At 66.1% G+C, this 24,652-nt stretch carries 17 protein-coding genes and 3 pseudogenes; 16 read left to right on the top strand and 4 right to left on the bottom strand.

Features of this window, described 5'->3' with window-relative positions; all coding sequences use genetic code 11:
* The first annotated feature begins 19 nt into the window (after positions 1–19).
* The 6 genes and pseudogenes from G205_RS07545 to pdxS all read left to right on the top strand — a co-directional run bounded on the left by G205_RS07545 (position 20) and on the right by pdxS (position 8,254).
* Positions 20–358 (top strand): DUF6504 family protein, encoded by a 339-nt coding sequence (locus G205_RS07545; protein ID WP_009357455.1) that lies wholly within the window; start codon positions 20–22, stop codon positions 356–358.
* A complete protein-coding gene (locus G205_RS07540; RefSeq protein ID WP_009357454.1) occupies positions 355–3,843 on the top strand; it encodes a DNA polymerase III subunit alpha in 3,489 nt (1,162 codons plus the stop codon). Before G205_RS07545 ends, G205_RS07540 begins: the two co-directional genes overlap by 4 nt.
* A 116-nt stretch (positions 3,844–3,959) precedes the next feature.
* Positions 3,960–5,969, top strand: a complete 2,010-nt coding sequence (thrS, locus tag G205_RS07535) for a threonine--tRNA ligase (protein WP_009357453.1) — start codon at positions 3,960–3,962, stop codon at positions 5,967–5,969.
* 18 nt (positions 5,970–5,987) lie between these two features.
* A complete protein-coding gene (locus G205_RS07530; RefSeq protein ID WP_009357452.1) occupies positions 5,988–6,575 on the top strand; it encodes an HIT family protein in 588 nt (195 codons plus the stop codon).
* Positions 6,565–7,188, top strand: coding sequence for a phosphatidylinositol phosphate synthase (pgsA, locus tag G205_RS07525; protein WP_009357451.1), 624 nt, complete (start codon positions 6,565–6,567; stop codon positions 7,186–7,188). The genes G205_RS07530 and pgsA overlap by 11 nt, the downstream gene beginning before the upstream one ends.
* A gap of 220 nt (positions 7,189–7,408) precedes the next feature.
* Positions 7,409–8,254, top strand: a pseudogene (pdxS, locus tag G205_RS07520) (pyridoxal 5'-phosphate synthase lyase subunit PdxS).
* Between the two features lie 206 nt (positions 8,255–8,460).
* Here the strand turns inward: pdxS and G205_RS07515 are convergent.
* Entirely contained in the window at positions 8,461–10,473 is a 2,013-nt protein-coding gene (locus G205_RS07515; RefSeq protein ID WP_009357450.1) for a M3 family metallopeptidase, read from the bottom strand.
* Between the two features lie 85 nt (positions 10,474–10,558).
* Here G205_RS07515 and G205_RS07510 point away from each other — a divergent pair, with 85 nt between their 5' ends.
* Entirely contained in the window at positions 10,559–11,851 is a 1,293-nt protein-coding gene (locus G205_RS07510) for a CapA family protein (RefSeq protein WP_083875020.1), read from the top strand.
* A gap of 6 nt (positions 11,852–11,857) precedes the next feature.
* Here G205_RS07510 and G205_RS07505 read toward each other — a convergent pair whose 3' ends face one another.
* On the bottom strand, positions 11,858–12,619 hold the full coding sequence (locus tag G205_RS07505; RefSeq protein WP_009357448.1) for a type 1 glutamine amidotransferase: 762 nt from the start codon (positions 12,617–12,619) through the stop codon (positions 11,858–11,860).
* Entirely contained in the window at positions 12,616–13,908 is a 1,293-nt protein-coding gene (locus G205_RS07500; RefSeq protein ID WP_009357447.1) for a Mur ligase family protein, read from the bottom strand. Before G205_RS07500 ends, G205_RS07505 begins: the two co-directional genes overlap by 4 nt.
* Before the next feature lie 90 nt (positions 13,909–13,998).
* On the opposite strand from G205_RS07500, the gene pdxT reads away from it, so the two are divergent.
* The 9 genes and pseudogenes from pdxT to G205_RS07455 all read left to right on the top strand — a co-directional run bounded on the left by pdxT (position 13,999) and on the right by G205_RS07455 (position 23,951).
* Positions 13,999–14,709, top strand: coding sequence for a pyridoxal 5'-phosphate synthase glutaminase subunit PdxT (gene pdxT / locus G205_RS07495; protein WP_009357446.1), 711 nt, complete (start codon positions 13,999–14,001; stop codon positions 14,707–14,709).
* A gap of 3 nt (positions 14,710–14,712) precedes the next feature.
* Positions 14,713–15,468, top strand: a complete 756-nt coding sequence (locus G205_RS07490; RefSeq protein ID WP_009357445.1) for a YebC/PmpR family DNA-binding transcriptional regulator — start codon at positions 14,713–14,715, stop codon at positions 15,466–15,468.
* Positions 15,469–15,518: 50 nt separating this feature from the next.
* Positions 15,519–16,097, top strand: a complete 579-nt coding sequence (gene ruvC, locus G205_RS07485; RefSeq protein ID WP_009357444.1) for a crossover junction endodeoxyribonuclease RuvC — start codon at positions 15,519–15,521, stop codon at positions 16,095–16,097.
* 88 nt (positions 16,098–16,185) lie between these two features.
* Complete coding sequence (ruvA, locus tag G205_RS07480; RefSeq protein WP_009357443.1) at positions 16,186–16,830, top strand: Holliday junction branch migration protein RuvA; 645 nt, start codon at positions 16,186–16,188, stop codon at positions 16,828–16,830.
* The gene (gene ruvB / locus G205_RS07475; protein WP_009357442.1) at positions 16,823–17,911 is read left to right on the top strand and encodes a Holliday junction branch migration DNA helicase RuvB; all 1,089 of its coding nucleotides are present in this window, start codon (positions 16,823–16,825) and stop codon (positions 17,909–17,911) included. Before ruvA ends, ruvB begins: the two co-directional genes overlap by 8 nt.
* Before the next feature lie 208 nt (positions 17,912–18,119).
* Positions 18,120–18,536, top strand: coding sequence for a preprotein translocase subunit YajC (yajC, locus tag G205_RS07470; protein WP_009357441.1), 417 nt, complete (start codon positions 18,120–18,122; stop codon positions 18,534–18,536).
* Between the two features lie 98 nt (positions 18,537–18,634).
* Positions 18,635–20,390: pseudogene (gene secD / locus G205_RS07465) on the top strand (protein translocase subunit SecD).
* On the top strand, positions 20,390–21,406 hold the full coding sequence (gene secF, locus G205_RS07460) for a protein translocase subunit SecF (RefSeq protein ID WP_009357438.1): 1,017 nt from the start codon (positions 20,390–20,392) through the stop codon (positions 21,404–21,406). The pseudogene secD and the gene secF overlap by 1 nt, the downstream one beginning before the upstream one ends.
* Positions 21,407–21,562: 156 nt before the next feature.
* Positions 21,563–23,951 (top strand): annotated as a pseudogene (locus tag G205_RS07455) (RelA/SpoT family protein).
* On the opposite strand, the gene G205_RS20995 reads toward G205_RS07455, so the two are convergent.
* Positions 23,832–24,563 (bottom strand): type IV toxin-antitoxin system AbiEi family antitoxin, encoded by a 732-nt coding sequence (locus tag G205_RS20995; protein WP_152419546.1) that lies wholly within the window; start codon positions 24,561–24,563, stop codon positions 23,832–23,834. The pseudogene G205_RS07455 and the gene G205_RS20995 sit on opposite strands and share 120 nt — an antisense overlap.
* Positions 24,564–24,652: the final 89 nt, after the last annotated feature.

Raw genomic sequence — 24,652 nt, 5'->3', positions numbered from 1 at the left:
GGTTATTCCGGGAGGCGGCATGGGCATGTTCAGCGAATCCGTTGATGTCCTGTGCTCGCCGGAAGGCCAGCCTGTAAGCCTTACCTGGGGCGGCCGGTCCTACGATGTCTGCGCCGAACCAATGCGCTGGTATGAGCGGCGGCAGTGGTGGGCAGAGGACAGCAGGGCACCCCTGGGGAGCGGCCCCGGGATAGTGGACCATGAAATCTGGCGGGTGCAGGTATTGCCTGCCCCGGACGGCGCCGCCGGCAGCAATGCCACCGAAGAACCGCTGACCCTTGACCTTTCCCGCCATATCCGCAGTGGCCGCTGGCGGCTCCTGCGGATCCATGATGCCCTCCGGCCCAGAACAGCATGAGCTTCACGCACCTTCACGTCTCCACCGCCTTCAGCGCCCACTATGGGGTTTCCTGGCCGGATGAACTGGCGCAGGCCGCCGCAGCGGACGGTGCCACTGCCCTTGCCTGCACCGACCGGGACGGCTTGTACGGAACCATCAAGCACCTCAAGGCCTGTATGGCTGCAGGCCTTGATCCCATCGTGGGAGTAGACCTTGCGGTCCTTGACGACGACGGCGACCACCGCACCCAGGTGGCAGGCAGGGTGGTTGTCCTTGCCCGCGGGCACAACAACGGCGCGGGCTACCGTGCCTTGTGCCGCCTGATCTCAGACGCCCATGCCCGGACAACGGGAAAAGCCGGGGGAGCGGTGCCCGTGGCCTTGACACGTGCAGAACTTGCCTCCCGGACACTTGATCCGCACACCCTCAAGCCGGTACTGACTGTCCTGATCGGCCCGGATTCGGATGTCGGCCGGGCGATGGGAGGCCGGCGTTATCTCCGCCCGCGCACCCTCTTCAAACAATGGCTGGATGCCATGCCGGGCGGGACTGTGGTGGCTGAGATCGTCTCCCAGCTCAGCGCCCCGGGGTCACCATTGAGCACTGCCCACGCAGTCCGCATGCTCCGGCTCGCCGAGGAACACCACGTGCCGGCGATCCTGACCAACGCTGTCCGGTACTGCGCTGCGGACGGCGCCCCCACGGCTGACGTTCTGGATTCGGCCAGGACCCTGAAATCGCTGCCGGAGCTCGCCAGCGAACCGCTGCTCCAACCCACCGGCCAGGGCTGGCTGAAGTCGGCTGACCAGATGCTCCTGCTCGGCAAGGAAATCATCGCTGCGGCAGGATACGGTGCCGCTGACCTGAAACAGCTGATGACGCAGACCGAGGCGCTCGCGGACCTGTGCCGGATTGATCCTGCCTCAGACATGGGGTGGAAACAGCCCGTGGTGCCGGAGGCCGCCGTGCTGGGAATCAGCCAGGAACCGCACCAGGAACTCGTGGAGCGTTGCAACGCAGGGATAGGCAGGCGCTTTCCAGGCATTAGCGGGGCTGCAGAAAAATCCATGGTTTCCCGGCTGGAGCATGAACTGGGCATCATCCGGAACCTCGGATTTTCCTCCTACTTCCTGACAGTGGCCGAAGTGTCCAGGATGATCCAGGACATGGGCGTCCGGGCTGCGGCCCGCGGATCCGGCGCTTCCAGCCTTGTGAATTACCTCATCGACGTCAGCCACGTGAACCCCCTCCAGCATGACCTGATCTTCGAGCGCTTCCTCTCCCAGGACCGGGCCACCCTTCCGGACATCGACATCGACGTAGAAAGTGCCGAGCGCCACAACGTCTACCGGCGGATTTTCGAGCGGTTCGGTTCCGAGCGCGTCACGCTGATGAGCATGCAGAACGGCTACCGGGCCAGGGGAGCGGTACGCGACGCCGGCATGGCCCTTGGCATGGATGACGGCGAAGTGGGGGAGATCGCCAAGCAGCTGTGGCGCTTCTCAGCCCGCAAGTTCCGTGAAGCGCTGCAGGAAAAACCCGAACTCCGGGAGTTTGCCGGAAGGGTTGAGCAGCGCGACGCCGACGGCAACCAACAGCTGGATCTGCTGGTGGACCTGACCGAACGCCTTGACCGGCTGCCCCGCCATATCTCCATGCATCCCTGTGGCGTGATCCTCGGCGACGCAACCCTCCTGGACCGCACCCCGGTCCAGCCGAGCGGGCTGGGGCTGCCCATGAGCCAGTTCGACAAGCACGACATGGACCCCATGGGCATGCTTAAGCTCGATGTCCTGGGGGTCCGGATGCAAAGCGCCATGGCCTTCGCGGTCCGGGAAATCATCCGGATCCATCCGTCAAAGGATGAGGTTGTTGCTGCCGGCCGGCACTCGGCCGGGTCGGATGGTTCGGGGCCGGACTATATTGCGGACAACGGCCATATCGACCTCAATGCGGTGCCGCTCGATGACGAGCCCACCTATGAACTGATCCGAAGCACCCACACCCTGGGCTGCTTCCAGATCGAATCACCGGGCCAGCGCGAGCTGATCGGCAAGATGGCCCCACGGGAGTTCAACGACCTCATCATCGATATTTCACTTTTCCGCCCCGGGCCCATGAAGTCGGATATGGTGCGGCCCTTCCTTGAACACCGGCACGGGTTTGCCCCGGAGGTCTACCCCCACCCCGACCTGAAACCGGTGCTGGCGGAAACCCACGGTGTGACCGTGTTCCACGAGCAGATCCTGAGGACGTTCGACGTCATGACCGGTTGCGGCCTGGCCAAAGCGGACGAGTTCCGCAGGGCCCTGAGCAGCGAAGAGGGCGAAGCAGGCGTTGAAGAGTATTTCCGGAGGAAGGCAAAAGCGAAGGGGTATTCAGCCGACGTCGTGGACAAGGTTTGGGACACCCTTAAGTCCTTTGCCAGTTTCGGTTTCTGCAAAGCCCACGGTGCTGCCTTCGCTGTGCCCACCTACCAGTCAGCATGGCTGAAAACCCACCATCCCGAGGCATTCCTTGCCGGGCTGTGGGAGCACGATCCCGGCATGTACCCCAAACGGCTGCTGGTTGCCGAGGCGAGAAGGCTGGGTATCCCGATCCTTCCGCTGGATATCAACCTCAGCAAAGCCGAGTATCGGGTTGAACGGATCCAGTCCGGCCCTGACGCCGGAAAACTCGGCATCCGCCTGAGCCTTAACGGTATCTACGGGCTCTCCACAACAGAGTTGAAGAGAATCATTGGCGGACAGCCCTACGAATCGCTGGCCGACCTCCGCGCAAGGTCGAAAATCAGCAAACCAAACATCAAAAGGCTCGCTCAGCTGGGGGCCTTCGATTCGCTGCACCGGGAAGCGGGAGGTACAGCCAACCGGGCCGACCTGGTGCACCATCTGCAGAAGCTCCAGGCGTCCGGCGGCAGCAGGAAAGGCGTCGAGGTCCTGGAGGGACAGCTATCACTTCCCCTGGGGGATGTTGAACTGCGGAATATCACCCCGGAACTGCCGGCCCCAACCCTGGTGGAAAACGTCCGGGCAGAGCTTGACCTGATGGCAGTGGACGTCAGCACCCACCTGATGGACAGCCACCGGCCCCTGCTGGACAGGCTGGGCGTCACCACCGCAGACAAACTGCTGGGACTGCGGAACGGCACCGAGGTCCTGGTGGCCGGGGTGCGGGTGGCCACCCAGACCCCACCCATGCGGGGCGGCAGGCGGGTGGTGTTCATCAGCATCGACGACGGCACGGGCTGTGTCGACTCTGTCTTCTTCCACGAGGCCCAGGAAAAAGCCGGGATGCTCCTGTTCGGCACCAGGCTGCTCCTCATTAGGGGCACCACCCGGCGGACCGGTCCCCGGGGAATCAGCCTGAGTGCCAGCATGGCCTGGGACCTCAGCCGGACCGAAACCCTGCCGTTCCCGGATCCGGCAGCCCGGGAGCAGGACGTGCCCCATCCGCTGGACGGGATCAGCAGAAGCCTTGCCATTACCGGATTCAACGGCTGACCCTGCCGTGCGCCGCGTTGGTCGGCCTATCACCGAACAGATAGCATTGACGATGGCTGGCTGTGGTCCCCGTACGCCACAAGCTATGAAGCCTGAACTTTGAATAGGAGACACCCGTGTCAGATGCCCAGCAGATCACCCTCGTCGTCGATGGCGAAGAGACCAAGGTGACTACCGGGACAACCGGTGCGGAACTCTTCTTTGAGCGCCGCGATGTAGTTGTGGCCCGCGTCAACGGCGAACTGAAGGACCTGGACCAGGAACTTCCCGAGGGCGCCGACGTCGAAGGCGTCACCATTGATTCCCCCGACGGGCTGAACGTGCTCCGCCACTCCACCGCCCACGTCATGGCGCAGGCAGTGCAGCAGCTGCGGCCGGACGCCAAGCTGGGAATCGGCCCCTACATCACCGACGGCTTCTACTTCGACTTCGATGTCGCAGAGCCGTTCACCCCCGAGGACCTCAAGACCCTCGAGAAGATGATGCAGAAAATCATCAACCAGAACCAGAAGTTCGTCCGCCGCGTGGTCAGCGAGGACGATGCCCGCGAGGCCATGAAGAACGAGCCCTACAAGCTTGAGCTGCTGGGCAAGAAGAACGACGCCGCCGAGGCAGGTGAAGGCGTGAACGTCGAGGTGGGCGCCGGTGACATCACCATCTACGACAACGTGGAGCGCAAGGACGGCACCACCGTCTGGTGCGACCTCTGCCGCGGGCCGCACCTGCCCAACACCAAGCTCATCTCCAACGCCTTTGCCCTGACGCGGTCGTCTTCCGCCTACTGGCTGGGCAACCAGAAGAACCAGCAGCTGCAGCGCATCTACGGCACCGCCTGGCCCACCAAGGACGCGCTCAAGGCGTACCAGGAGCGGCTCGCCGAGGCGGAACGCCGTGACCACCGCAAGCTCGGCTCGGAACTGGACCTCTTCTCCTTCCCGGACGAACTGGGCTCCGGTCTGCCTGTCTTCCACCCCAAGGGCGGCATCATCCGCAAGGAAATGGAGGACTACTCACGCCAGCGCCACGTCGAGGCAGGCTACGAGTTCGTCTACACGCCGCACATCACCAAAGGCCACCTCTATGAGGTTTCCGGCCACCTCGACTGGTACAAGGACGGCATGTTCCCGGCCATGCAGGTGGACGCCGAACTGAACGAGGACGGCACGGTGCGCAAGCCGGCCCAGGACTACTACCTGAAGCCGATGAACTGCCCCATGCACAACCTGATCTTCAGGTCCCGCGGCCGCTCCTACCGGGAACTGCCCCTGCGCTTGTTCGAATTCGGCTCCGTCTACCGTTACGAGAAGTCCGGCGTGGTCCACGGTCTCACCCGGGTCCGGGGCATGACACAGGACGACGCCCACATCTACTGCACCCGCGAGCAGATGAAGGACGAGCTCACCAAGACCCTGACGTTCGTCCTGGACCTGCTCAAGGACTACGGCCTGAACGACTTCTACCTGGAGCTCTCCACCAAGGACCCGGAAAAGTACGTCGGTGAAGACGCCGCCTGGGAGGAAGCCACCAGGACCCTCGCCGAGGTTGCGCAGGAGTCGGGGCTGGAACTCGTTCCGGATCCGGGCGGAGCAGCCTTCTACGGTCCCAAGATTTCCGTGCAGGCGAAGGATGCCCTGGGCCGCACCTGGCAGATGTCCACCATCCAGCTGGACTTTAACCTGCCCGAACGCTTCGAACTGGAGTTCCAGGCAGCGGACGGCAGCCGGCAGCGGCCCGTGATGATCCACCGCGCCCTCTTCGGCTCCGTGGAGCGGTTCATGGGCGTGCTCACCGAACACTACGCCGGCGCCTTCCCCGCCTGGCTTGCGCCCGTCCAGGTGGTCGGCATTCCGGTTGCGGAAGCCTTCAACGAGTACATGTTCGACGTCGTCGACCAGCTTAAGGCGGCGGGCATCCGCGCCGAGGTGGACACGTCGTCGGACCGCTTCCCGAAGAAGATCCGCACCGCCAGCAAGGACAAGATCCCGTTCGTGCTGATCGCCGGCGGGGACGACGCCGAGGCAGGTGCCGTGTCCTTCCGCTTCCGCGACGGAAGCCAGGACAACGGCGTGCCGGTGGCCGAGGCGGTCAAGCGGATCACGGAAGCCGTCCGTAACCGGACCAGCTAGCGGAACGGAACCAGCAGCGTGCAGGAGAACACAGGCGCAGGGTATCCAGGGGATGCCGGCGTTACCGACGACTTTGACCTCGCCGGTGTCCCGGACGCCTTCCAGCGCCTGTGGACTCCGCACCGCATGGCCTACATCAAGGGCGGCCAGCACCAGTTCAAGAACGAAAACGACTGCCCGTTCTGCCTGGGGCCGGGACGCACCGACGAGGACGCCCTCATCGTCCACCGCGGCAGGACCTGCTACGTGGTCTTGAACCTTTTCCCCTACAATCCCGGGCACCTGCTGGTGTGCCCCTACCGCCACATTCCGGATTACACAGACCTGACGCTGGAGGAAACCGCTGAGTTTGCCGACCTGACGCAGACCGCCATGCGGGTGCTGCGGAAGGTGGCGAACCCCGGCGGGTTCAACCTGGGCATGAACCAGGGCGTGGTGGGCGGCGCAGGCATCGCCGCCCACCTGCACCAGCACGTGGTTCCACGCTGGGGCGGGGACGGGAACTTCTTCCCGATCATCGCCCAGACCAAGGCCATCACGCAGACCCTCGACGAGGTCCGCCAGCAGGTGGCCGACGCCTGGCCCGGGGAGACGGATGCTGAATAGGCACGCGCGCGGATTCTTTACCGCGCTCTTCACCCCCCTGGCCCGCTGGCTCCTCCGGATGGGCGTCTCGCCTGACGCCGTCACCGTCATCGGAACCGCCGGCGTCGTGGTTGGCGCCTTGGTGTTCTTTCCGCTGGGGCAGCTGTTCTGGGGAACGCTCTTCATCACGGCCTTCATCTTCTCCGACGTCCTGGACGGCATCATGGCCAGGATGCAGGATGTGAAAAGCCGGTGGGGAAACTTCCTCGACTCCACCCTGGACCGCATCGCCGACGGCGCGCTTTTTGCCGGCCTGGCCATCTGGTTCTTCACCGGCGGGGCGGATACCCCCATAGCAGTTGCTGCGATGCTTTGCCTGGTGCTGGGCATGGTGGTGTCCTATGCCAGGGCCAAAGCGGAGTCCCTGGGGTTCACCGCGAACGTGGGAATCGCCGAGCGTGCCGAACGCCTGGTTTCCGTGCTGGTGGTCACCGGCCTGACCGGCCTGGGCCTGCCCCCGGTGGTGCTCCTGGCCACCCTCGTGCTGCTCGCCCTGGCCAGCTTCATCACCGTTGTGCAGCGCGTGCTGTCCGTCCGCCGGCAGGCACAGGCGGAGCCGTCGCCTGCTGATTAAGTACAATTAAGCCGCCCGGCCCCGGTGGGACTAGTATTAGGACTGCCCGGTCAATGGATCCGGCACTATCCGTGTGTGCACAGTCCGGCACTTGCCGCCTGCACGCCCGGCGAAGGTCATCTATCTACCCATAGGGGTTTTTGTGTCTACACCTGATGTAAGCAGCGAGGCCAGTTCCTCCGCGAACAGCGTCACGGGCAGCAGCCGCGTGAAGCGCGGCATGGCGAGATGCTCAAGGGCGGCGTCATCATGGACGTCGTCAACGTCGAACAGGCCCGCATCGCCGAAGACGCCGGTGCCGTTGCTGTCATGGCGCTTGAACGCGTCCCGGCCGACATCCGCGCCCAGGGCGGCGTGTCCCGCATGTCCGATCCCGACATGATCGACCAGATCATCGACGCCGTGTCCATCCCGGTCATGGCCAAGGCCCGGATCGGCCACTTCGTCGAAGCCCAGGTCCTGCAGTCCCTCGGCGTCGACTACATCGACGAGTCCGAGGTCCTCACCCCGGCCGACTACACCAACCACATCGACAAGTGGAACTTCACCGTTCCCTTCGTCTGCGGTGCCACCAACCTCGGTGAGGCGCTGCGCCGCATCAACGAGGGCGCGGCGATGATCCGCTCCAAGGGCGAAGCCGGCACCGGCGACGTCTCCAACGCCACCACCCACATGCGCCAGATCCGCGCCGAGCTGCTCAAGCTCGCCGCCCTGCCCGAGGACGAGCTCTACGTCGCGGCCAAGGAACTGCAGGCACCCTACGAACTGGTCAAGGAAGTCGCCTCCACCGGCAAGCTTCCCGTGGTCCTGTTCACCGCCGGCGGCATTGCCACCCCGCTGACGCCGCCATGATGATGCAGCTCGGCGCCGACGGCGTATTCGTCGGATCCGGCATCTTCAAGTCCGGCAACCCCGCCCAGCGCGCCGCCGCCGTCGTGAAGGCCACCACCTTCTTCGACGACCCGGACGTCATCGCCAAGGCCTCCCGCGGCCTGGGCGAAGCATGGTGGGCATCAACGTCGACGAGATCCCCCAGCCCCACCGTTTGGCTGAACGCGGCTGGTAGTCCTCTGCCTTACGGCAGGCCCTGATCCTCTGCACGCTATTCCCCACGTCCCGCTAAGGCCGCTTCGCGGCGAGCGGGGACGCGGGGCCCCTTTTACGCGTGCTGCCGGACCAGTCCCTGCCTCCCAGTAGTAACGACGCCGGTTCCTCACCCTCTATGGTGGGGGACCGGCGTCGTACTTCTTTAAGCGGGGGACAGGTGACCACTTACTCCAGGCCGCGGCGTTTCAGGAGGGGCTCGAGCCTTGCCTCGCGGCCGCGCAGGGTCCGGAAGGAGTCCAGGGGGTCGCGGCTGTTTCCGCGCGAGAGGAGCTCCCGGCGGAAGCGTTCACCGTTGGCCCGGGTGAGGCCGCCGTTTCCGGAGAACCAGTCCACGGTTTCAGCGTCCAGCACTTCACTCCAGATGTAGGAGTAGTAGCCGGCGGCGTACCCTGCCCCGGCAAAGATGTGCTGGAAGTAGCCCGTCCGGTACCGCGGCGGAATCAGCGGGTGGGCGATCCCCGCCGCTGCGAGGGCCTTCGCCTCGAACTCGAGCGCGTGGTCCGGGACGTCACCCGGCTCCAGTGTGTGCCAGGCGAGGTCCAGCAGGGCCGCAGCAAGGTATTCGGTGGTGGCAAAGCCTTCGCCCCAGAGCCGGGATTCTTCGAGGCGGTCCACGATGTCCTGCGGCAGCGGCTCCCCCGTGACATGGTGCCGGGCGTAGTTGGACAGTACTTCCGGCCACATGATCCACATCTCGTTGGCCTGCGAGGGATACTCCACGAAGTCACGGGGCACGGACGTCCCCGAGAACCGGGGATACGTGACGCTGGACAGGAGCCCGTGCAGGGCGTGGCCGAATTCGTGGAACGCCGTGCGGAGCTCGTCCAGGGTCAGCAGCGTGGCTTCGCCCGCCGGCGGCTTGGAGATGTTCAGGTTGTTGATCACCACGGGGCGGGTTCCCAGCAGCGCTGACTGGTCCACGAGGGAATTCATCCACGCCCCGCCGCGCTTGGACTCCCGGCTGTAGTAGTCGCCCAGGAACAGTCCCAGGCCGCTGCCGTCCTCGTTGCGGACCTCCCAGATCCGGACGTCGGGGTGGTAGCCGGCAAGGTCCGTCCGTTCGTGGAAGGTGATGCCGTACAAGGCGGTGGCGGCATGGAACACGCCATCGGCCAGCACGGTGTCAAGCTCGAAATACGGCCGGAGCGCCTGTTCGTCGACGTCGTACCTTTCCTTCCGGACCTTCGCGGAATAGTAGGCCCAGTCCCAGGCTTCCAGCGGATGGCCCGCGACGGCGGCCAGTGCCTTGGCCTCCGCATCGGCGTTCCGGACGGCGGCCGGTGCCAGCCGGCCAAGCATGGACTGGACGGCCCCGAAGTCCGGAGCGGTCTGCCGGTCCACCACCAGTTCGGCGTAGTTGGCGTATCCCAGGAGGGACGCCTTCTCGGCCCGCAGGCCGGCCATCCGGCGTGCCAGGTCCAGGACGTCCAGTTCGCCGCCACTGCTGCCGCGCGCCACCGACGCCTCGAACAGCCGGCGCCGAACGTTCCGGTCAGCCAGCGAGGCAAGGGCAGGCTGGTTTCCCGGCTGGACGAGGGTGAGCAGGTACTTGCCATCGTGCCCCGCTTCGCGGGCCGCCTCCGCAGCACTGGCCACATCATCGGCCGGCAGGCCCGCAAGCTCATCGGGACTGTCCAGCAGGAGGGCAGCTGACTTCATGCCTTCCTTGACCCGCTGGCCGAACTCCGTGCCGAGCCGGGCCAACTCGGCGTTGATGGCCCGGAGCCGCTCCTGCCCGGGACCGTCCAGCTGGATGCCTGACTGGCGGAACTCCTTCAGGTACTCCTCGAGGAGGCGCACAGACTCGGGATCGCGGCCCGACGCGTCAACGGCCGCAAATCTGTCGAACAGCGCGCGATTCAGGAACACCTCGTCCTGGTGCGCGGAAAACCGGGGCGAAAATTCGGTTTCCAGCTGCCGGATCCGCTCTGATGCGTCGGCTGACACCAGGGTGAAGAACGGCGCCGCGGCGCGCTCCAGCAACCGCCCGGACCGTTCCATCGCCACCACGGTGTTCTCGAAATCGGCAGGCTCAGGGTTATCCACGATTGCCTGGATCTCGGCCATGTGCTCGGCCAGTCCGGCGTGGATGGCTTCGGCGTAGTGCGAATCCTCGATCGATGTGAACGGAGGGAGTCCGTAGGGGAGGGGGCTGGGAGTCAGGAGGGGGTTCGTCATGGGGCAAACCTTTCACAGCAGGGCACGCTTCTCAATGTGGCAACAATGACCGATGCCGGCGGCAGCCATCCCTACAATGACGGGTATGGGGACCATAGCCGCCAGGGCGGCCGGGCGCTGGCGCGCCCATGCCGTGGCATTGTCGTTGGCCGGAGCGCTGGGCCTGACGGGTGCGCTGGCGGGCTGCGGCCTGCTTGCTGAACAGAACGGGACGCCGCCACAGACAGCCTCGCAGCCCGCCACTGCCCGGCCTGGTACGGCCCAACCAACCGGGGCCGGGACACCGTCCCCTGGCGCCACACCCACGCCTGTTCCCACTCCCGGGAAGGGGCCGGCGTGCCCGGTGCTCCGGTGCACCTCTGTCCTGGTCACCGGCGACATGCTGGTCCACACCCAGCTGTGGCAGCAGGCGCAGCAGGATGCCGCCGCCGCCGGAAGTCCCGGCCTCGATTTTGTGCCGCTGCTGGAGGGCCAGCGCCGCTATATCAGCAGGAGCGATCTTGCCATCTGCCACCAGGAGACGCCGGTGGCCGGGCCGGAGGGGCCCTTCTCCGCCTATCCCTCCTTCAATGTCCCGCCGCAGATCATTTCGGCGTCAAAGGCGGTGGGCTACCAGGCATGTACGACGGCGAGCAACCATACCATCGACCGTGGCACCGACGGGCTGCTGCGCACCCTCGACGCCCTGGATGCGGCGGGGCTCAAGCACACCGGCTCATACCGCACGGAAAACGAGTCCCACGGGATCCTCATCGTGCAGACTCCGGCCGCCAAAGTGGCTGTCATCCAGGCTACGTACGGACTCAACGGACTGATCCCCGAGTACCCGTGGCAGGTGGACATGCTGGACGCACCGGCCATGATTGCCAAGGCGGAGAAGGCCAGGGCACTGGGCGCGGACATCGTCCTGGCCGCCATGCACGCAGGCGACGAATACGCCAGCGCACCGAATGCCCAGCAGCAGGAGATTGCCCACGCCCTGGCTGACAGCGGCCAGTTCAACCTGGTGTACGGGCACCACACGCACTCGGTCCTGCCGATCGAAAACTACAACGGAACCTGGATCGTCTACGGGCTGGGCAACGGGGTCACGGAACTCTCGCCCTGGTATGTCGTGAACAACGAGGGCCTGCTGGTCCGGGCACAGTTTGGGCAGGACGGTTCCGGTAAGTGGAGCGTCACGGACCTAGCCTGGGCGCCGTCGGTCATTGTCCGTGATCCCTACCGCTGGTGTTCGGTCGCTTCGGACGCGCCGCAGGGTCCCTGCGCCGGGCAGGAGGCTGACGCCGCCACCCGGCAGCGGACGCAGGCAGTGGTGGAGTCGATGGGGGCGGCGGCTGCCGGAGCCCACGAACTGCTCATCAGCCGCGAGCCGTAAGCCTTGTCAGCGGGGACGCCGGGCTGCGTGTTCCCTTGCCAGCACGGCATACCTGTCGTCCGGGTGGCCCGGCTCGAAGGTTCCGTACCTGCGCTCCGCCGCCGTACGGATCAGGAAATCCGCGATGGCCGGGTTTTTCGGCAGCAGCGAACCGTGCAGGTAGCTGGCAACGATGTTCCGGTAGCGGGCACCTTCATGTCCGTCGCTGCTGTTGTTGCCCGTCCCCTTGGCGGTGGTGCCCAGGGGGCGGACACCCTCTCCCAGGGTGGTCTGGCCGCTGTGGTTTTCGTACCCGAGGACTTCGCCGAACTCGGGCGTGGAGACCTTGACGTTGCCAATCAGCCGCTCATCGGTGCCGTGGGTCTCGACGTCCAGGACGCCGATGCCGGGGATGACGGCGCCGGTGCGGGTCTTGAAGAACCGCCCGAAGAGCTGGTAAAGGCCGCAGATCAGCAGCATGGGCGCGCCGTCCTCCGCCAGGCCCTTCAGCTCCGCGGCCCGTGCCTGGAGGTCGTCCTGGATGACGAGCTGCCCGCTGTCCTGGCCGCCGCCGCCCACAATGATGTCCACGTCCGCCGGGAACGGGTCGCCCACGTTGTACTCAAGCAGTTCGGGCGTGTAGCCGTGCCAGCTGATCCTGCGCTGCAGGACCAGGGCGTTGCCCCAGTCGCCGTAGATGTTCATGTCCCGCGGGTAGAGCTGGACAACGCGGAGCGCGCCCTTGCTTCGGCCTCCAGCCGCTTCTGCGGAGGGTGTTTCCAGACTCACGAGACAACCTCCACGGTGGTGATCTTGGACAGTTCGCGGCGGATCGCCAGCATGGCGGTGTACGTGCAGAAGATCCGCTTGGGCTTGCCCGAAGCTTCCCGGATGAAGGCGGCCAGCGCCGGCGCGATCTCGGGCTGGACTGATCCGAAGGGGACCTCGTCATACTGCAGCCGCAATGCCATGTCGTAGGCACGGGATCCGGTGAGCTGGTCCACGCCTTCCGCCCGCAGGGAATCGAACTCCACGTCCCACAGCCAGGACATGTCCCGGCCGTCGGCGTAGTTGTCATTGATGGCTATCATCGTGGCGTAGCCGCCCGCCGGGAACGACTTCAGGCCGAGCCGGAAACCGCTGGGGTTCTTGACCAGCACCAGGTCCAGGGGCTGGCCGTCCACGGTCAGGCTTTCGCCGCGGCCGAACGCCGGTGCCACCTGGGACAATGCCTCCAGCAGCGTTTCGTGGTTTGCGGTTGCGGCGCCTCCGCCGCAAATGCTCCTGGCGAGGGTCAGGGCGGCCGCTGCATTAAAGATGTTGTACACGCCGCGGAGCTTCATCGCCGTGGTGACAGTGCCGCCGTCGTACTCGAATTCGGCGGTGTCGGCACCCACATTGCGGAGTACGACGTCGGCCGCCGGCTTCTCCGGAAGGCCGGCCGGGGCGGGACTTCCGGGAGCGGCGCGCATGTCGTCGTCGTTGGGGAACGTACCCAGCAGCGACTCGTCCAGCCCGAAGTACTTCACGTCCTGCCCGGTAAGGGTGTCGGCGATCCTTGCGACCCTTGGGTCCTCGCGGTTCAGGACCACCGTGCCGGTGGTCTTGGCTGCGATCTGCTGGAGCAGCTGGGCTGTCTTGTCGATTTCACCAAACCGGTCCAGCTGGTCCCGCAGGACATTCAGGAGCAGGCAGTAGCGGGGCGGGACGCTGTTGACGAAGTGGACGGCATGGGCTTCATCGAGTTCCAGGACGGCGATATCGGCATCGAGCCTGCCGCGCCAGTCCACCTCCCCCAGCAGGGCGGCTGCGACGCCGCGGGTGAAATTGCTGCCGGTGCGGTTGGTGAAAACCTTGAGCCCCTGGCTCTCCAGCAGTTCCACCACCATCTTGGTGGTGGTGGTCTTTCCGTTGGTGCCGCTTACCACCGCAACGCCATGGGGGAGGGTGCTGAGCGTCCGCCGCATGAAGCCGGGATCGATTTTTTCGACCACCAGGCCCGGCAGGGCGGAGCCGCCGCCCCGGAGCCGGGTGGCCCGGCGGACCAGCTTGCCGAGCGGAACACTAAGGGAAAACATGTTTCGAATATATCCCAGCAACGGCATGCAACCGCCGCGTGGTGTTCCCCGCGGAGCGGGCGGCAGGGCCCGGGCCCGTATGCTGGATGGATGACAAATTCCCTTTCCGCCGATTCCGCGCGCGTTGGTGCAGGCCTGCGGATCGGCGTCCTGGCGCTCCAGGGTGACTTCCGCGAGCACCTTCGCGCCGTCGAGGCCACCGGTGCCGAAGCCGTAGGCATCCGCCGGCCCAAGGAACTGGACGGCCTGGACGGGCTCATCATTCCCGGCGGCGAGTCAACGGCAATCGACAAGCTCGCGCGGGCCTTCGACCTGGCCGAACCGCTGCGGGAGCGCATTGCCGAAGGACTGCCGGTCTACGGCTCCTGCGCCGGCATGATCCTGCTGGCCTCGGACATCGCCGACCCCGCCACCGACCTCTCCGGCGCCCCGCAACAGACCTTCGGCGGCCTGGACATGACGGTCCGCCGCAACGCCTTCGGCCGGCAGCGGGACTCGTTCGAAACGGACCTGGACTTCAAGGGCCTGGACTTCAGCGCCACGGATGCGGGCGTTCCGCCCGTCCACGCCGTGTTCATCCGGGGCCCCTGGGTGGAGCGGGTGGGCCCGGACGTTGAAGTGCTGGCGCAGGTGGAACCCGCGGAGCCGGAGCATGCGTCCCACGCTGTCCCCCTGCCCGGGACGGCTAGAATTGTTGCAGTGCGTTCGGGCCAGCTGCTGGCCACCTCCTTCCACCCGGAAGTGACTGGGGAAAAACGCGTACACGAACTCTTTATCCGGATGATCAGAGGAGAAGCGTAAAGCATGTCAGGCCACTCCAAATGGGCGACGACCAAGCACAAGAAGGCGATCATTGACAGCCGCCGCGCAAAGTCGTTCGCCAAGCTGATCAAGAACATCGAAGTCGCAGCCCGCATGGGCGGGCCGGACCTCGCCGGCAACCCCGGCCTGGAACTGGCAGTCACCAAGGCGAAGAAGACCTCGGTCCCCAACGACAACATCGACCGCGCCATCAAGCGCGGTGCAGGCCTCACCGGTGAAGTGGTGGACTACACCGAGATCATGTACGAGGCCCGCGGACCCCAGGGCTCGGCGCTGCTGATCGAGTGCCTCACGGACAACAAGAACCGTGCCGCCTCCGAGGTGCGCCTGGCCATCTCCCGCAACGGCGGCACCATCGCCGATCCCGGCTCCGTCAGCTACCTCTTCACCCGGAAGGGCGTGGTGACGCTGCCCAAGAACGGCCTCTCCGAGGACGACGTCCTGATGGCGGTGCTCGATGCCGGCGCCGAGGAAGTCAAGGACAACGGCGACAGCTTCGAAATCCACTCGGAGCCCGGCGACCTGCCCGCCATCCGCGAGGCGCTGAAGGAAGCCGGCATCGAATACGACACCGACGAAGTCGAGTTCGTGCCCTCCATGCAGGTGGACCTGGACCTCGACGGTGCCCGCAAGTTCCTGAAGCTCTCCGACGCGCTCGAGGACCTCGACGACGTCCAGAACGTCTACACCAACGCCGACCTCAGCGACGACGTCCAGGCCGCCCTGGAATCAGAGTGACGTCCGGCCTTGCCTGCTGAACAGGGCCCTGCCGCCCGCGTCCGGCACGCGTGACCCTGCGCGTGCTGGGGGTGGACCCCGGCCTCACCCGCTGCGGGATCGGCGTCGTGGACGTCGAGCGGAACCGGCGGGCCACCATGGTGGCCGTCGGCGTGGTCGGGACCTCCCCGGAGGAGACCCTGGACCAGCGGCTGCTGGTGATCGCCACGGCTATCGACGAATGGCTTGACCGCTACGAGCCCCAGGTCCTCGCCGTCGAACGTGTCTTCTCGCAACTGAATGTCAGTACCGTGATGGGCGTGGCGCAGGCGTCCGGGGTGGTGATCGCGGCGGCAGCCCGCCGGGGCATCCCGGTGGCCCTGCACACGCCGTCGGAAGTCAAAGCCGCGGTGACGGGCAGCGGCTCGTCCAACAAGGATGCCGTGACCAAGCTGGTTACCAAGATCCTTCGCCTTGACGCGCCGCCACGACCCGCCGACGCTGCCGACGCCCTGGCTCTCGCCATTACCCACGCCTGGCGGGCCGGAAGCGGAGCGGCGTCCGCCACCACCGGTCCCGGCAGCTCCTCGCTGACACCCGCCCAGCAGGCCTGGGCAGCGGCCGAGGCAAAGGCGCGGCGTGCCCGCTGAATGTCCTGGCCCCTTGCTAGGGTATTCGTAGATATGTTCGGATAGCCGGTCCCTGCAGGGGAGCCGGCCTACACCAGGAGCCCCGGCCTTGATCAGTTTCCTCCGCGGAACCGTAGCGCACGTAGGCCTGTCCACGGCCGTCATCGACCTCAACGGCGCCGGCATGAGCGTGTTCGCCACCCCGCAGACCCTCAGCGGACTGCGCACGGGGGAGGAAGGGAAGCTGTTCACGTCCCTGATTGTCCGGGAAGACTCCCTGACCCTCTTCGGATTCGCCACCGATGACGAACGGGAAGTGTTCGACGTGCTCCTCAGCGTCAGCGGCGTCGGGCCACGGCTGGCCCTTGCCGTCCTGGCGGTCCACGATCCCGAGGCCATCCGGGTTGCCGCGCACACCGGCGACAGCAAGACCTTCACCAAGGTCCCCGGCATCGGACCCAAGGTGGCGGGCCGGATCGTCCTGGAGCTGGCCGGGAAACTCGTTCCGCACGGCACCGCCGGTTCCGCAGCCGCCCCCACTGCCGCCGAGGCAGCATGGAAGCCCCAGGTGGTGGCGGCGATGACCAGCCTCGGCTGGTCTGAAAAGGACGCCTCATCCAGCATCGACAAAGCCCTGGCGGATGAGCCGGAAGTATCCTTCCGCGGCAACGTCCCCGAAATCCTCCGGACCACGCTGCGCTGGCTGGGCCAGGACGGCGCCCGGGCGGGCAACCGCGTAGGCAGCCGTGGCTGAACCGTCACTGGTGGCGGCAGGGGAGGAGCCGGAAGAGCGTGCCATCGAAGCCGCCCTCCGGCCCAAGAACCTGGACGACTTCGTGGGCCAGCACCGGGTGCGCAAGCAGCTGTCCCTGGTGCTGAAAGCCTCCCGGATGCGCGGCCGCAGCGCGGACCATGTGCTCTTTTCCGGCCCGCCCGGCCTGGGCAAAACCACCCTCGCCATGATTGTCGCGTCCGAGATGAACGCCCCGCTGCGCATCAGCAGCGGCCCGGCCATCCAGCACGCAGGCGACCTCGCAGCCATCCTGTCCTCGCTGTCCGAAGGCGAGGTGCTCTTCCTCGACGAAATCCACCGCATGTCCCGTCCGGCCGAAGAAATGCTGTACATGGCCATGGAGGACTTCCGGGTGGACATCGTGGTGGGCAAGGGGGCCGGGGCCACGGCCATTCCGCTGGAACTTCCGCCCTTCACCCTGGTGGGTGCCACCACCCGGGCCGGCCTGCTTCCCGGACCACTGCGCGACCGGTTCGGCTTCACCGGGCACCTGGAGTTCTACTCCGTCCAGGAGCTGGAACTGGTCCTCCGCCGTTCAGCCGGACTGCTGGACCTCAAGGTGAACTCCGCCGGCTTCACGGAGATTGCCGGGCGTTCGCGCGGCACCCCCCGGATCGCCAACCGCCTGCTGCGGCGGGTCCGGGACTGGGCCCTGGTCCACGAAATCGAGCAGATTGACGCCCGTGCAGCCTCCGCCGCGCTGGACATGTACGAGGTGGACAAGAAGGGGCTGGATCGCCTGGACCGGTCAGTCCTCGAGGCCCTCATCACCAAGTTCGGCGGCGGGCCGGTAGGGCTGTCCACCCTGGCCATCGCCGTCGGCGAGGAAACCGAAACTGTCGAAACGGTGGCAGAGCCTTTCCTGGTCAGGGAGGGCCTGCTGGGCCGCACGCCCCGGGGCAGGATCGCCATGGCACCGGCGTGGACGCACCTGGGCTACGCCATCCCGTCCGGCGTGTTTGCCCAGGAGCAGCTGGAGCTCTTCGATCCCGACTCCGACGCCGCCGCAGCATCCGACGGCTGGGCCCCGGAAAGCCAATAACAGGCTCCCTTCAGTTTTTCCCCTTAGACTGGTATGACGCTCGGCACGTCCGGGCCCGTGTTTCGCCGGCGCCATTCAACTGGCCGCCTCGGTGGGAAAGGGATTCCGTCAGGCATTTGCCTGGCAGTCCGGCCACCGGCGGAACGGGGCGGACGTTGCCGGAAAAATCGGTTCGGCACTTTAAGGAACGGAATTCCCCTTGGATCCAATGTCAATTCTCCTGTTCGTCATGCTCGGAGTTTTCATCTTCATGATGTTCCGGCGCAATAAGAAGACGCAGCAGCAGCAGGCGGAGCTCCAGTCGAAGTTCGGCCCGGGCGTCGACGTGATGACCAGCTTCGGCCTTTTCGGCCGGATCGTCGCCGTTGACGAAGCCGAGAACAAAGTCACCCTTGAACTTTCCCCGGGCAACCTCGCCACGGTCCACCGGCAGGCTGTCACCAAGATCGTCGAACCCGTGGCCGTTGAGCCCATGACCGTTGAGCCGGAGCCCGCTGCGCCGGCCGTACCGGACGATGCCTCCTCCCTGACCGGCCGTGAGGGCGGCAGCACCGCCACCACGCCGGTGGAGACGCCCGACGAAACCCTCAAGCGCCTCAACGACGAGGGCAAGAAGGACAGTTAGTCCCGCTGAACGCATAACCCTCTACCGCTGCGGAATGCCGCCGGTGCTGGCCACAGCAGGCACCGGCGGTTCTTCCGTGATCAAGAGAAAGATCGACAATGGCACGAACTGGCCCCAAGAAACCAGGCCTCAGGGTCCTGGTCTGGCTCGGCGTAATCATCGCCGCGCTGACCGCTGTCCTGGCCGGCGGCACCCTCAGCGGGCAGGCAAGCTGGGCGCCCAAGCTCGCTCTGGACCTTGAAGGCGGAACCCAGATGATCCTGGCGCCGAAGGTCGAGGGCGGCTCGGACATCAACGAGGAACAGCTCAACCAGGCCGTGGCGATCATCCGCCAGCGCGTTGACGGCTCCGGTGTTGCCGAAGCCGAAATCAGTACCCAGTCCGGCCGGAATGTGGTGGTCAGCCTTCCGGGAACCCCCTCCAGCCAGACACGCGACCTCATCCAGGCCTCCGCGGACATGAACTTCCGTCCGGTCCTTCTCAACGGTGCCGGCGCACCTGTTCCCGAGGAATCACGGCGCCCGAGGACCAGCTGCCCAAGCCCACCGCGGAGCCGGCCAACAGCAGCGACATCAACTGGATCACCCCGGAAATCTACCGGCAGTTCGAGTCCCTGGACTGTGACAACCCGGCCCAGGATGAACAGGAACGCTCGGATCCGGCCAAGCCGCTGGTCACCTGCGAGCCTGCCACGGACACCACCCCGGCCATCAAGTACATCCTGGGTCCGGTGGAGGTCAAGGGCAGCAACATCGTCACCTCGTCCTTCCAGCTGCAGCAGGGCGCCCAGGGCGCCGTCACCAACGACTGGGCCGTGAACATCCAGTTCGACGACGAGGCACCGCCAAGTTCAAAGAGGTCACCGAGCGCCTCAACCAGTTCTATGTGGCCGCCGGCGGCGAATCAGGCACCGACCCCAAAGCCCAGTTCGCCATCGTCCTGGACGACCAGGTGATCTCGGCGCCCCGGTCGCTGGCCGTCATCACCGACGGACGCCCGCAGATCACCGGCGGCTTTACGGAGCAGACGGCCAAGACGCTGTCCGACCAGCTCCGTTTCGGCGCCCTGCCCATCAGCTTCGAAATCCAGAGCGAGCAGCAGATTTCCGCCACCCTCGGCGGCGAGCAGCTGCGAATGGGCCTCCTCGCCGGCCTGATCGGCCTGCTGCTGGTGGTGGTCTATTCGCTCTTCCAGTACCGGGCCCTGGGCTTCGTCACCATCGCCTCGCTGGTGGTCGCGGGTATCCTCACCTACCTGGCCATCGCCATCCTCGGCTGGACGGAAAACTACCGGCTCTCCCTCGCCGGCGTCGCGGGCATCATCGTGGCGATCGGCCAGACGGCCGACTCGTTCATCGTCTACTTCGAGCGCATCCGCGATGAACTCCGCGAGGGCCGCGGCCTGGTGTCCGCCGTCGAAAACGGCTGGAAGCGCGCCAAGCGCACGGTCCTGGCCTCCAAGGCCGTGAACCTCCTGGCCGCCCTGGTCCTGTACTTCGTGGCCGTCGGCAACGTCCGCGGCTTCGCCTTCACCCTGGGCCTCACCGCCATCGCGGACCTCATCGTGGTGTTCATGTTCACGCATCCCACGCTGCAGCTGCTGGCCCGCACCAGGTTCTTCGGCGAGGGCCACCCGCTGTCCGGGCTCGATCCCAAGCGGCTGGGCGCCGTGCCGCTGTACCGCGGTGCCGGACGCGTCCGCACCCCGGAGGACAGGCCGGCGGCGGTCCGCGCCAAGAACGCGGGCGCGGCTGCCGAAGCCGAACGCAGGATGACCATTGCCGAACGCCGCCTGGCGGAGAAGCAGGAGCAGCTTGCCGGTTCCTCCAAGACGGCAGCGAAGGAGAACAAGTAATGTCAGGCTTCGCCAACTTCGGCAACGAGCTCTACACCGGAAAGCGCTCCTACGATTTCGTGGGCTCCAAGAAAATCTGGTTCCTCATCGCCGCCGTGGCGGTGGCCCTGTCCATCGTCATCCCGGCGGTCAAGGGCGGCTTCAACCTGGGCATCGAATTCCGCGGCGGCTCCGAGTTCACGGTCTCCAACGTTCAAACGACGGACGCTGCCCTGGGCGAGAAAGCCGTCACGGACGTCGTCGCGGGCAGTGTTCCGCGCGTCGCCAACGTGGCCGGGACCACCATGCGGATCCAGACCGACAAGCTCACGGACGATGAGACCCTCCGCATCAAGGAGGGCCTGACCGCGGCCTACGGCGTCACGGAAAACGAGGTGACGTCAACCTTCGTAGGTCCCACGTGGGGCGCGGACGTCACCAAGCAGGCGCTGATCGGCCTGGTGATCTTTGTCCTGCTGGCGGCGGTCCTAATGGCGCTGTACTTCCGCACGTGGAAGATGTCGCTCTCGGCCATCGCGGGCATGGCGGTGACCATGTTCATCACCGCAGGCGTCTATGCGCTGAGCGATTTCGAGGTCACCCCGTCAGCCATCATCGGCTTCCTGACCGTCCTGAGCTACTCGCTGTACGACACCGTGGTGGTGTTCGACAAGATCCGTGAGAACACCGCGGAGATCGACGCCTCCACGCGGCGCACCTTTGCCGAGGAGGTCAACCTCGCCGTGAACCAGACCCTGGTCCGTTCCATCAACACCATGATGGTGGCCATCCTTCCCGTGGGCGCCATCCTGTTCATCGGTGCCGGACTGCTGGGCGCAGGTACGCTCCGTGACCTGTCACTGGCCTTGTTCGTGGGCATCCTCATCGGCACGGCCGCCACCATTTTCGTGGGGGCACCCATGTACGCCTGGCTGCGGCAGAACGAGCCGGACCTGGTCAGGCAGGCCAAGCGCGTGGAGCACCGCCGTGCCGGCGCGGCCGGCCGGACGGCCTCCACCGAACCGGCCCAGGCCTGACCGCCGCATCATCCCAGTCGAGGGCCTGAAGACGGCCCCGGGCCGGACAGCGCAACCATCGCGCTGTCCGGCCCGGCACATTTAAGGGCCGGTTATAAAACTGCAGGGCGTGGGGAATAGACTGAAGTAATTAAAGCGGTGGTGAGGAGTGCTTCATTGGAAGAACGTTCGGCGTCGGCGCCAACGGCACAGGGAGACAAGAATCCTGCCGGTGTGCAAACAGGGCTGGCGGCATCGGCGCGCCCTGGTTCCTTGGTGCCCGTCGACAACTCCGGGTCCCGTGCCACGTTTCCGGGGCGCCGCGAACGTACCCGCTCCCGGCTTGCCCGCCTGACCGGGCGCAGCACAGCCACGTACTCGCCCATCCTCGAGCCGCTGCTGAGGACAGTCCGGGCCAACAATCCGAAAGAGGATTTTGACCTCATCCAGCGCGCGTTCGACGTGGCGGAGCGGAGCCACCGGGGCCAGAAGCGCAAGAGCGGCGACCCGTACATCACCCACCCGGTGGCTGTGGCCACCATCCTGGCCGAGCTCGGCCTGAGCGGCACCACGTTGGCGGCAGCCTCCTGCACGATACCGTGGAGGACACGCCGTACACCCTCGATGACCTGAAGCGGGATTTCGGCCCGGAAGTGGCGATGCTGGTCGACGGCGTCACCAAACTGGACAAGGTGAGCTTCGGCGAGGCTGCGCAGTCCGAAACCGTCCGCAAGATGGTCGTGGCCATGGCCAAGGACATCCGCGTGCTGATGATCAAACTGGCCGACCGGCTCCACAACGCCCGCACCTGGCGGTTCGTATCCGCAGAGTCCTCCGCCCGCAAGGCACGCGAAACGCTGGAGATCTTCGCCCCGCTGGCCCACCGCCTGGGCATGAACACCATCAAATGGGAGCTCGAGGACCTTTCCTTCGCGGCACTCTATCCCAAGGTGTACGAGGAAATCGTGAGGATGGTGGGGGACCGCACCCCTGAGCGCGAGAAGAGCCTCAGCGTCATCCGCGACCAGATCACCGAGGACCTGCGCACCGCACGGATCAAGGCCACCATCACGGGCCGGCCCAAGCACTACTACTCGATCTACCAGAAGATGATTGTCCGGGACAAGGACTTCGACGACATCAACGACCTCATGGGGGTCCGGGTCCTGGTGGACTCCGTCCGGGACTGCTATGCAGCCCTTGGCACCATGCATTCGCGCTGGAACCCGCTGCCGGGCCGGTTCAAGGACTACATCGCGATGCCCAAGTTCAACATGTACCAGTCGCTGCACACCACAGTGATCGGCCCGGGCGGCAAGCCCGTGGAAATCCAGATCAGGACCCACGAGATGCACCGCCGCGCGGAATACGGTGTGGCGGCGCACTGGAAGTACAAGGACCAGCCCAACCGCACCGCCGTCGGCCCCGGCAGCCCCCGCGACGGCGACATGGGGTGGCTGCGGTCCCTGGTGGACTGGCAGCAGGAGACGTCAGATCCCGGTGAGTTCCTCGATTCGCTCCGGTTCGAGATCAACGCCCGCGAAGTGTTCGTCTTCACCCCCAAGGGTGAGGTCATGGCACTGCCGGCAGGCTCCACTCCCGTCGATTTCGCGTACGCCGTGCACACCGAGGTGGGGCACCGGACAATTGGCGCCCGCGTCAACGGCAAGCTGGTGCCGCTCAACAGCGAGCTGAACCACGGCGACTGGGTGGAGATCTTCACCTCCAAGGCCGAGGGCGCCGGTCCCAGCCAGGACTGGCAGCACTTCGTCAAGAGTGCCCGGGCCCGGAACAAGATCCGGCAGTGGTTCAGCAAGGAGCGCCGCGAGGAAGCGATCGACCGCGGCAAGGAACTGCTGACCCGGGCAATGCGCAAGCAGAACCTTCCGCTGCAGCGCCTGATGACCCACGAGGCATTGGCGGCCGTGGCCGAAGAGTTCAAGTACGTGGACATCTCCGGGCTCTACGCCGGTGTCGGCGACGGCCACACCTCCGCGCAGGCGGTCATGGAGAAACTCGTCGAAAGCCTCGGGGGGAAGGAAAGCGCCGACGACGACATCACCGAAGTCAGCATCCCCACCCAGGTCACCAAGCACGTTTCTCGGACTCGGGCGTCGTGGTCCGCGGCGTCGGCGACGTCTGGGTGAAGCTGGCGCGCTGCTGCACCCCCGTTCCGCCCGACCCCATCCTGGGCTTCGTCACGCGCGGATCCGGGGTATCCGTGCACCGCACGGACTGCACCAACATCTCCGACCTCAAGGACCAGCCGGACAGGATCGTGGACGTGGACTGGGCGCCCACCCAGTCCAGCGTGTTCCTCGTGGAGATCCAGGTGGAGGCCCTGGACCGCAAGTCGCTGCTGTCCGACGTGACCCGGGTGTTGTCGGAGAACCACGTGAACATCCTGGCCGCCAGCGTCCACACGTCCACGGACCGGGTGGCCATCTCAAAGTTCGCCTTCGAGATGGGCGACCCCAAGTACCTGAGCCACGTCCTGAGTGCCGTCCGCCGGATCGACGGCGTCTTCGACGTCTACCGCACCACCGGAAACAAGCGCAGGAGCTAGGGAAGCGAGCTTCTCCAGCGCAGCCCTCTTGTGCGGAACCCGCGGCGAGGCCTCTATCGCAAGGACCAGCAGCCGCAGCCGCACGTCCTGCTGGGGGCGTGCCAGCAGCGCCGCAAGCGCAGGAATGGCGCGCTCCGCCTCCACGTGCAGTGCCACGTCCAACGCCGTGCGGAGCGGGCTGGAGACCATCAGCCCGCCCAGGCTGACGACGTCGAAGGGGCCCAGCCTGACCTCATGCAGCGTGCAGCCGCGCGTGTTGCGCAGGCTTGAGACACGCCGTTTGGCATCCACCAACAACGCAAGCCGGTCCGGCTCCGCCGCGCACCCGTAGATCCAGGCCGCCGTCATCCGGCCTGCCACGACGCGCTGCCTGACCGCCTGGGGAACACCGCCCGCGGCGGCCCGCGCCCGCAGCTGGGGCGAGCCCTGCACTTCCGGCAGGGTGTAGCCGTTGTGGTGGAGCCGGGCGAGCAGGCCGTCCGCGGCGAGGGACTGCAGTTCCGGACCGGCGAAGGGCATCCCCGGCGCATACAGTTCGGGGAAGCGGGGCGCCTGGCTCCCCGCTGGGTGGTCAAGGCCTGGGGCAGCAGGGGAAGCCGGTGATGTCGCCATCCATCCATCCTGCCCCTTGGCGTTAACGGCCGCAGGCCCGGTTCCGGTTATGTGGATAACCGGGACCGGGCCTGCGCGTTGCGGGTGGC

This window comes from Arthrobacter nitrophenolicus, assembly GCF_000332815.1.
Lineage (GTDB): Bacteria > Actinomycetota > Actinomycetes > Actinomycetales > Micrococcaceae > Arthrobacter > Arthrobacter nitrophenolicus.
The sequence above is the reverse complement of the archived record's forward strand: the minus strand, read 5'-3'. Positions and strand labels throughout refer to the sequence as shown.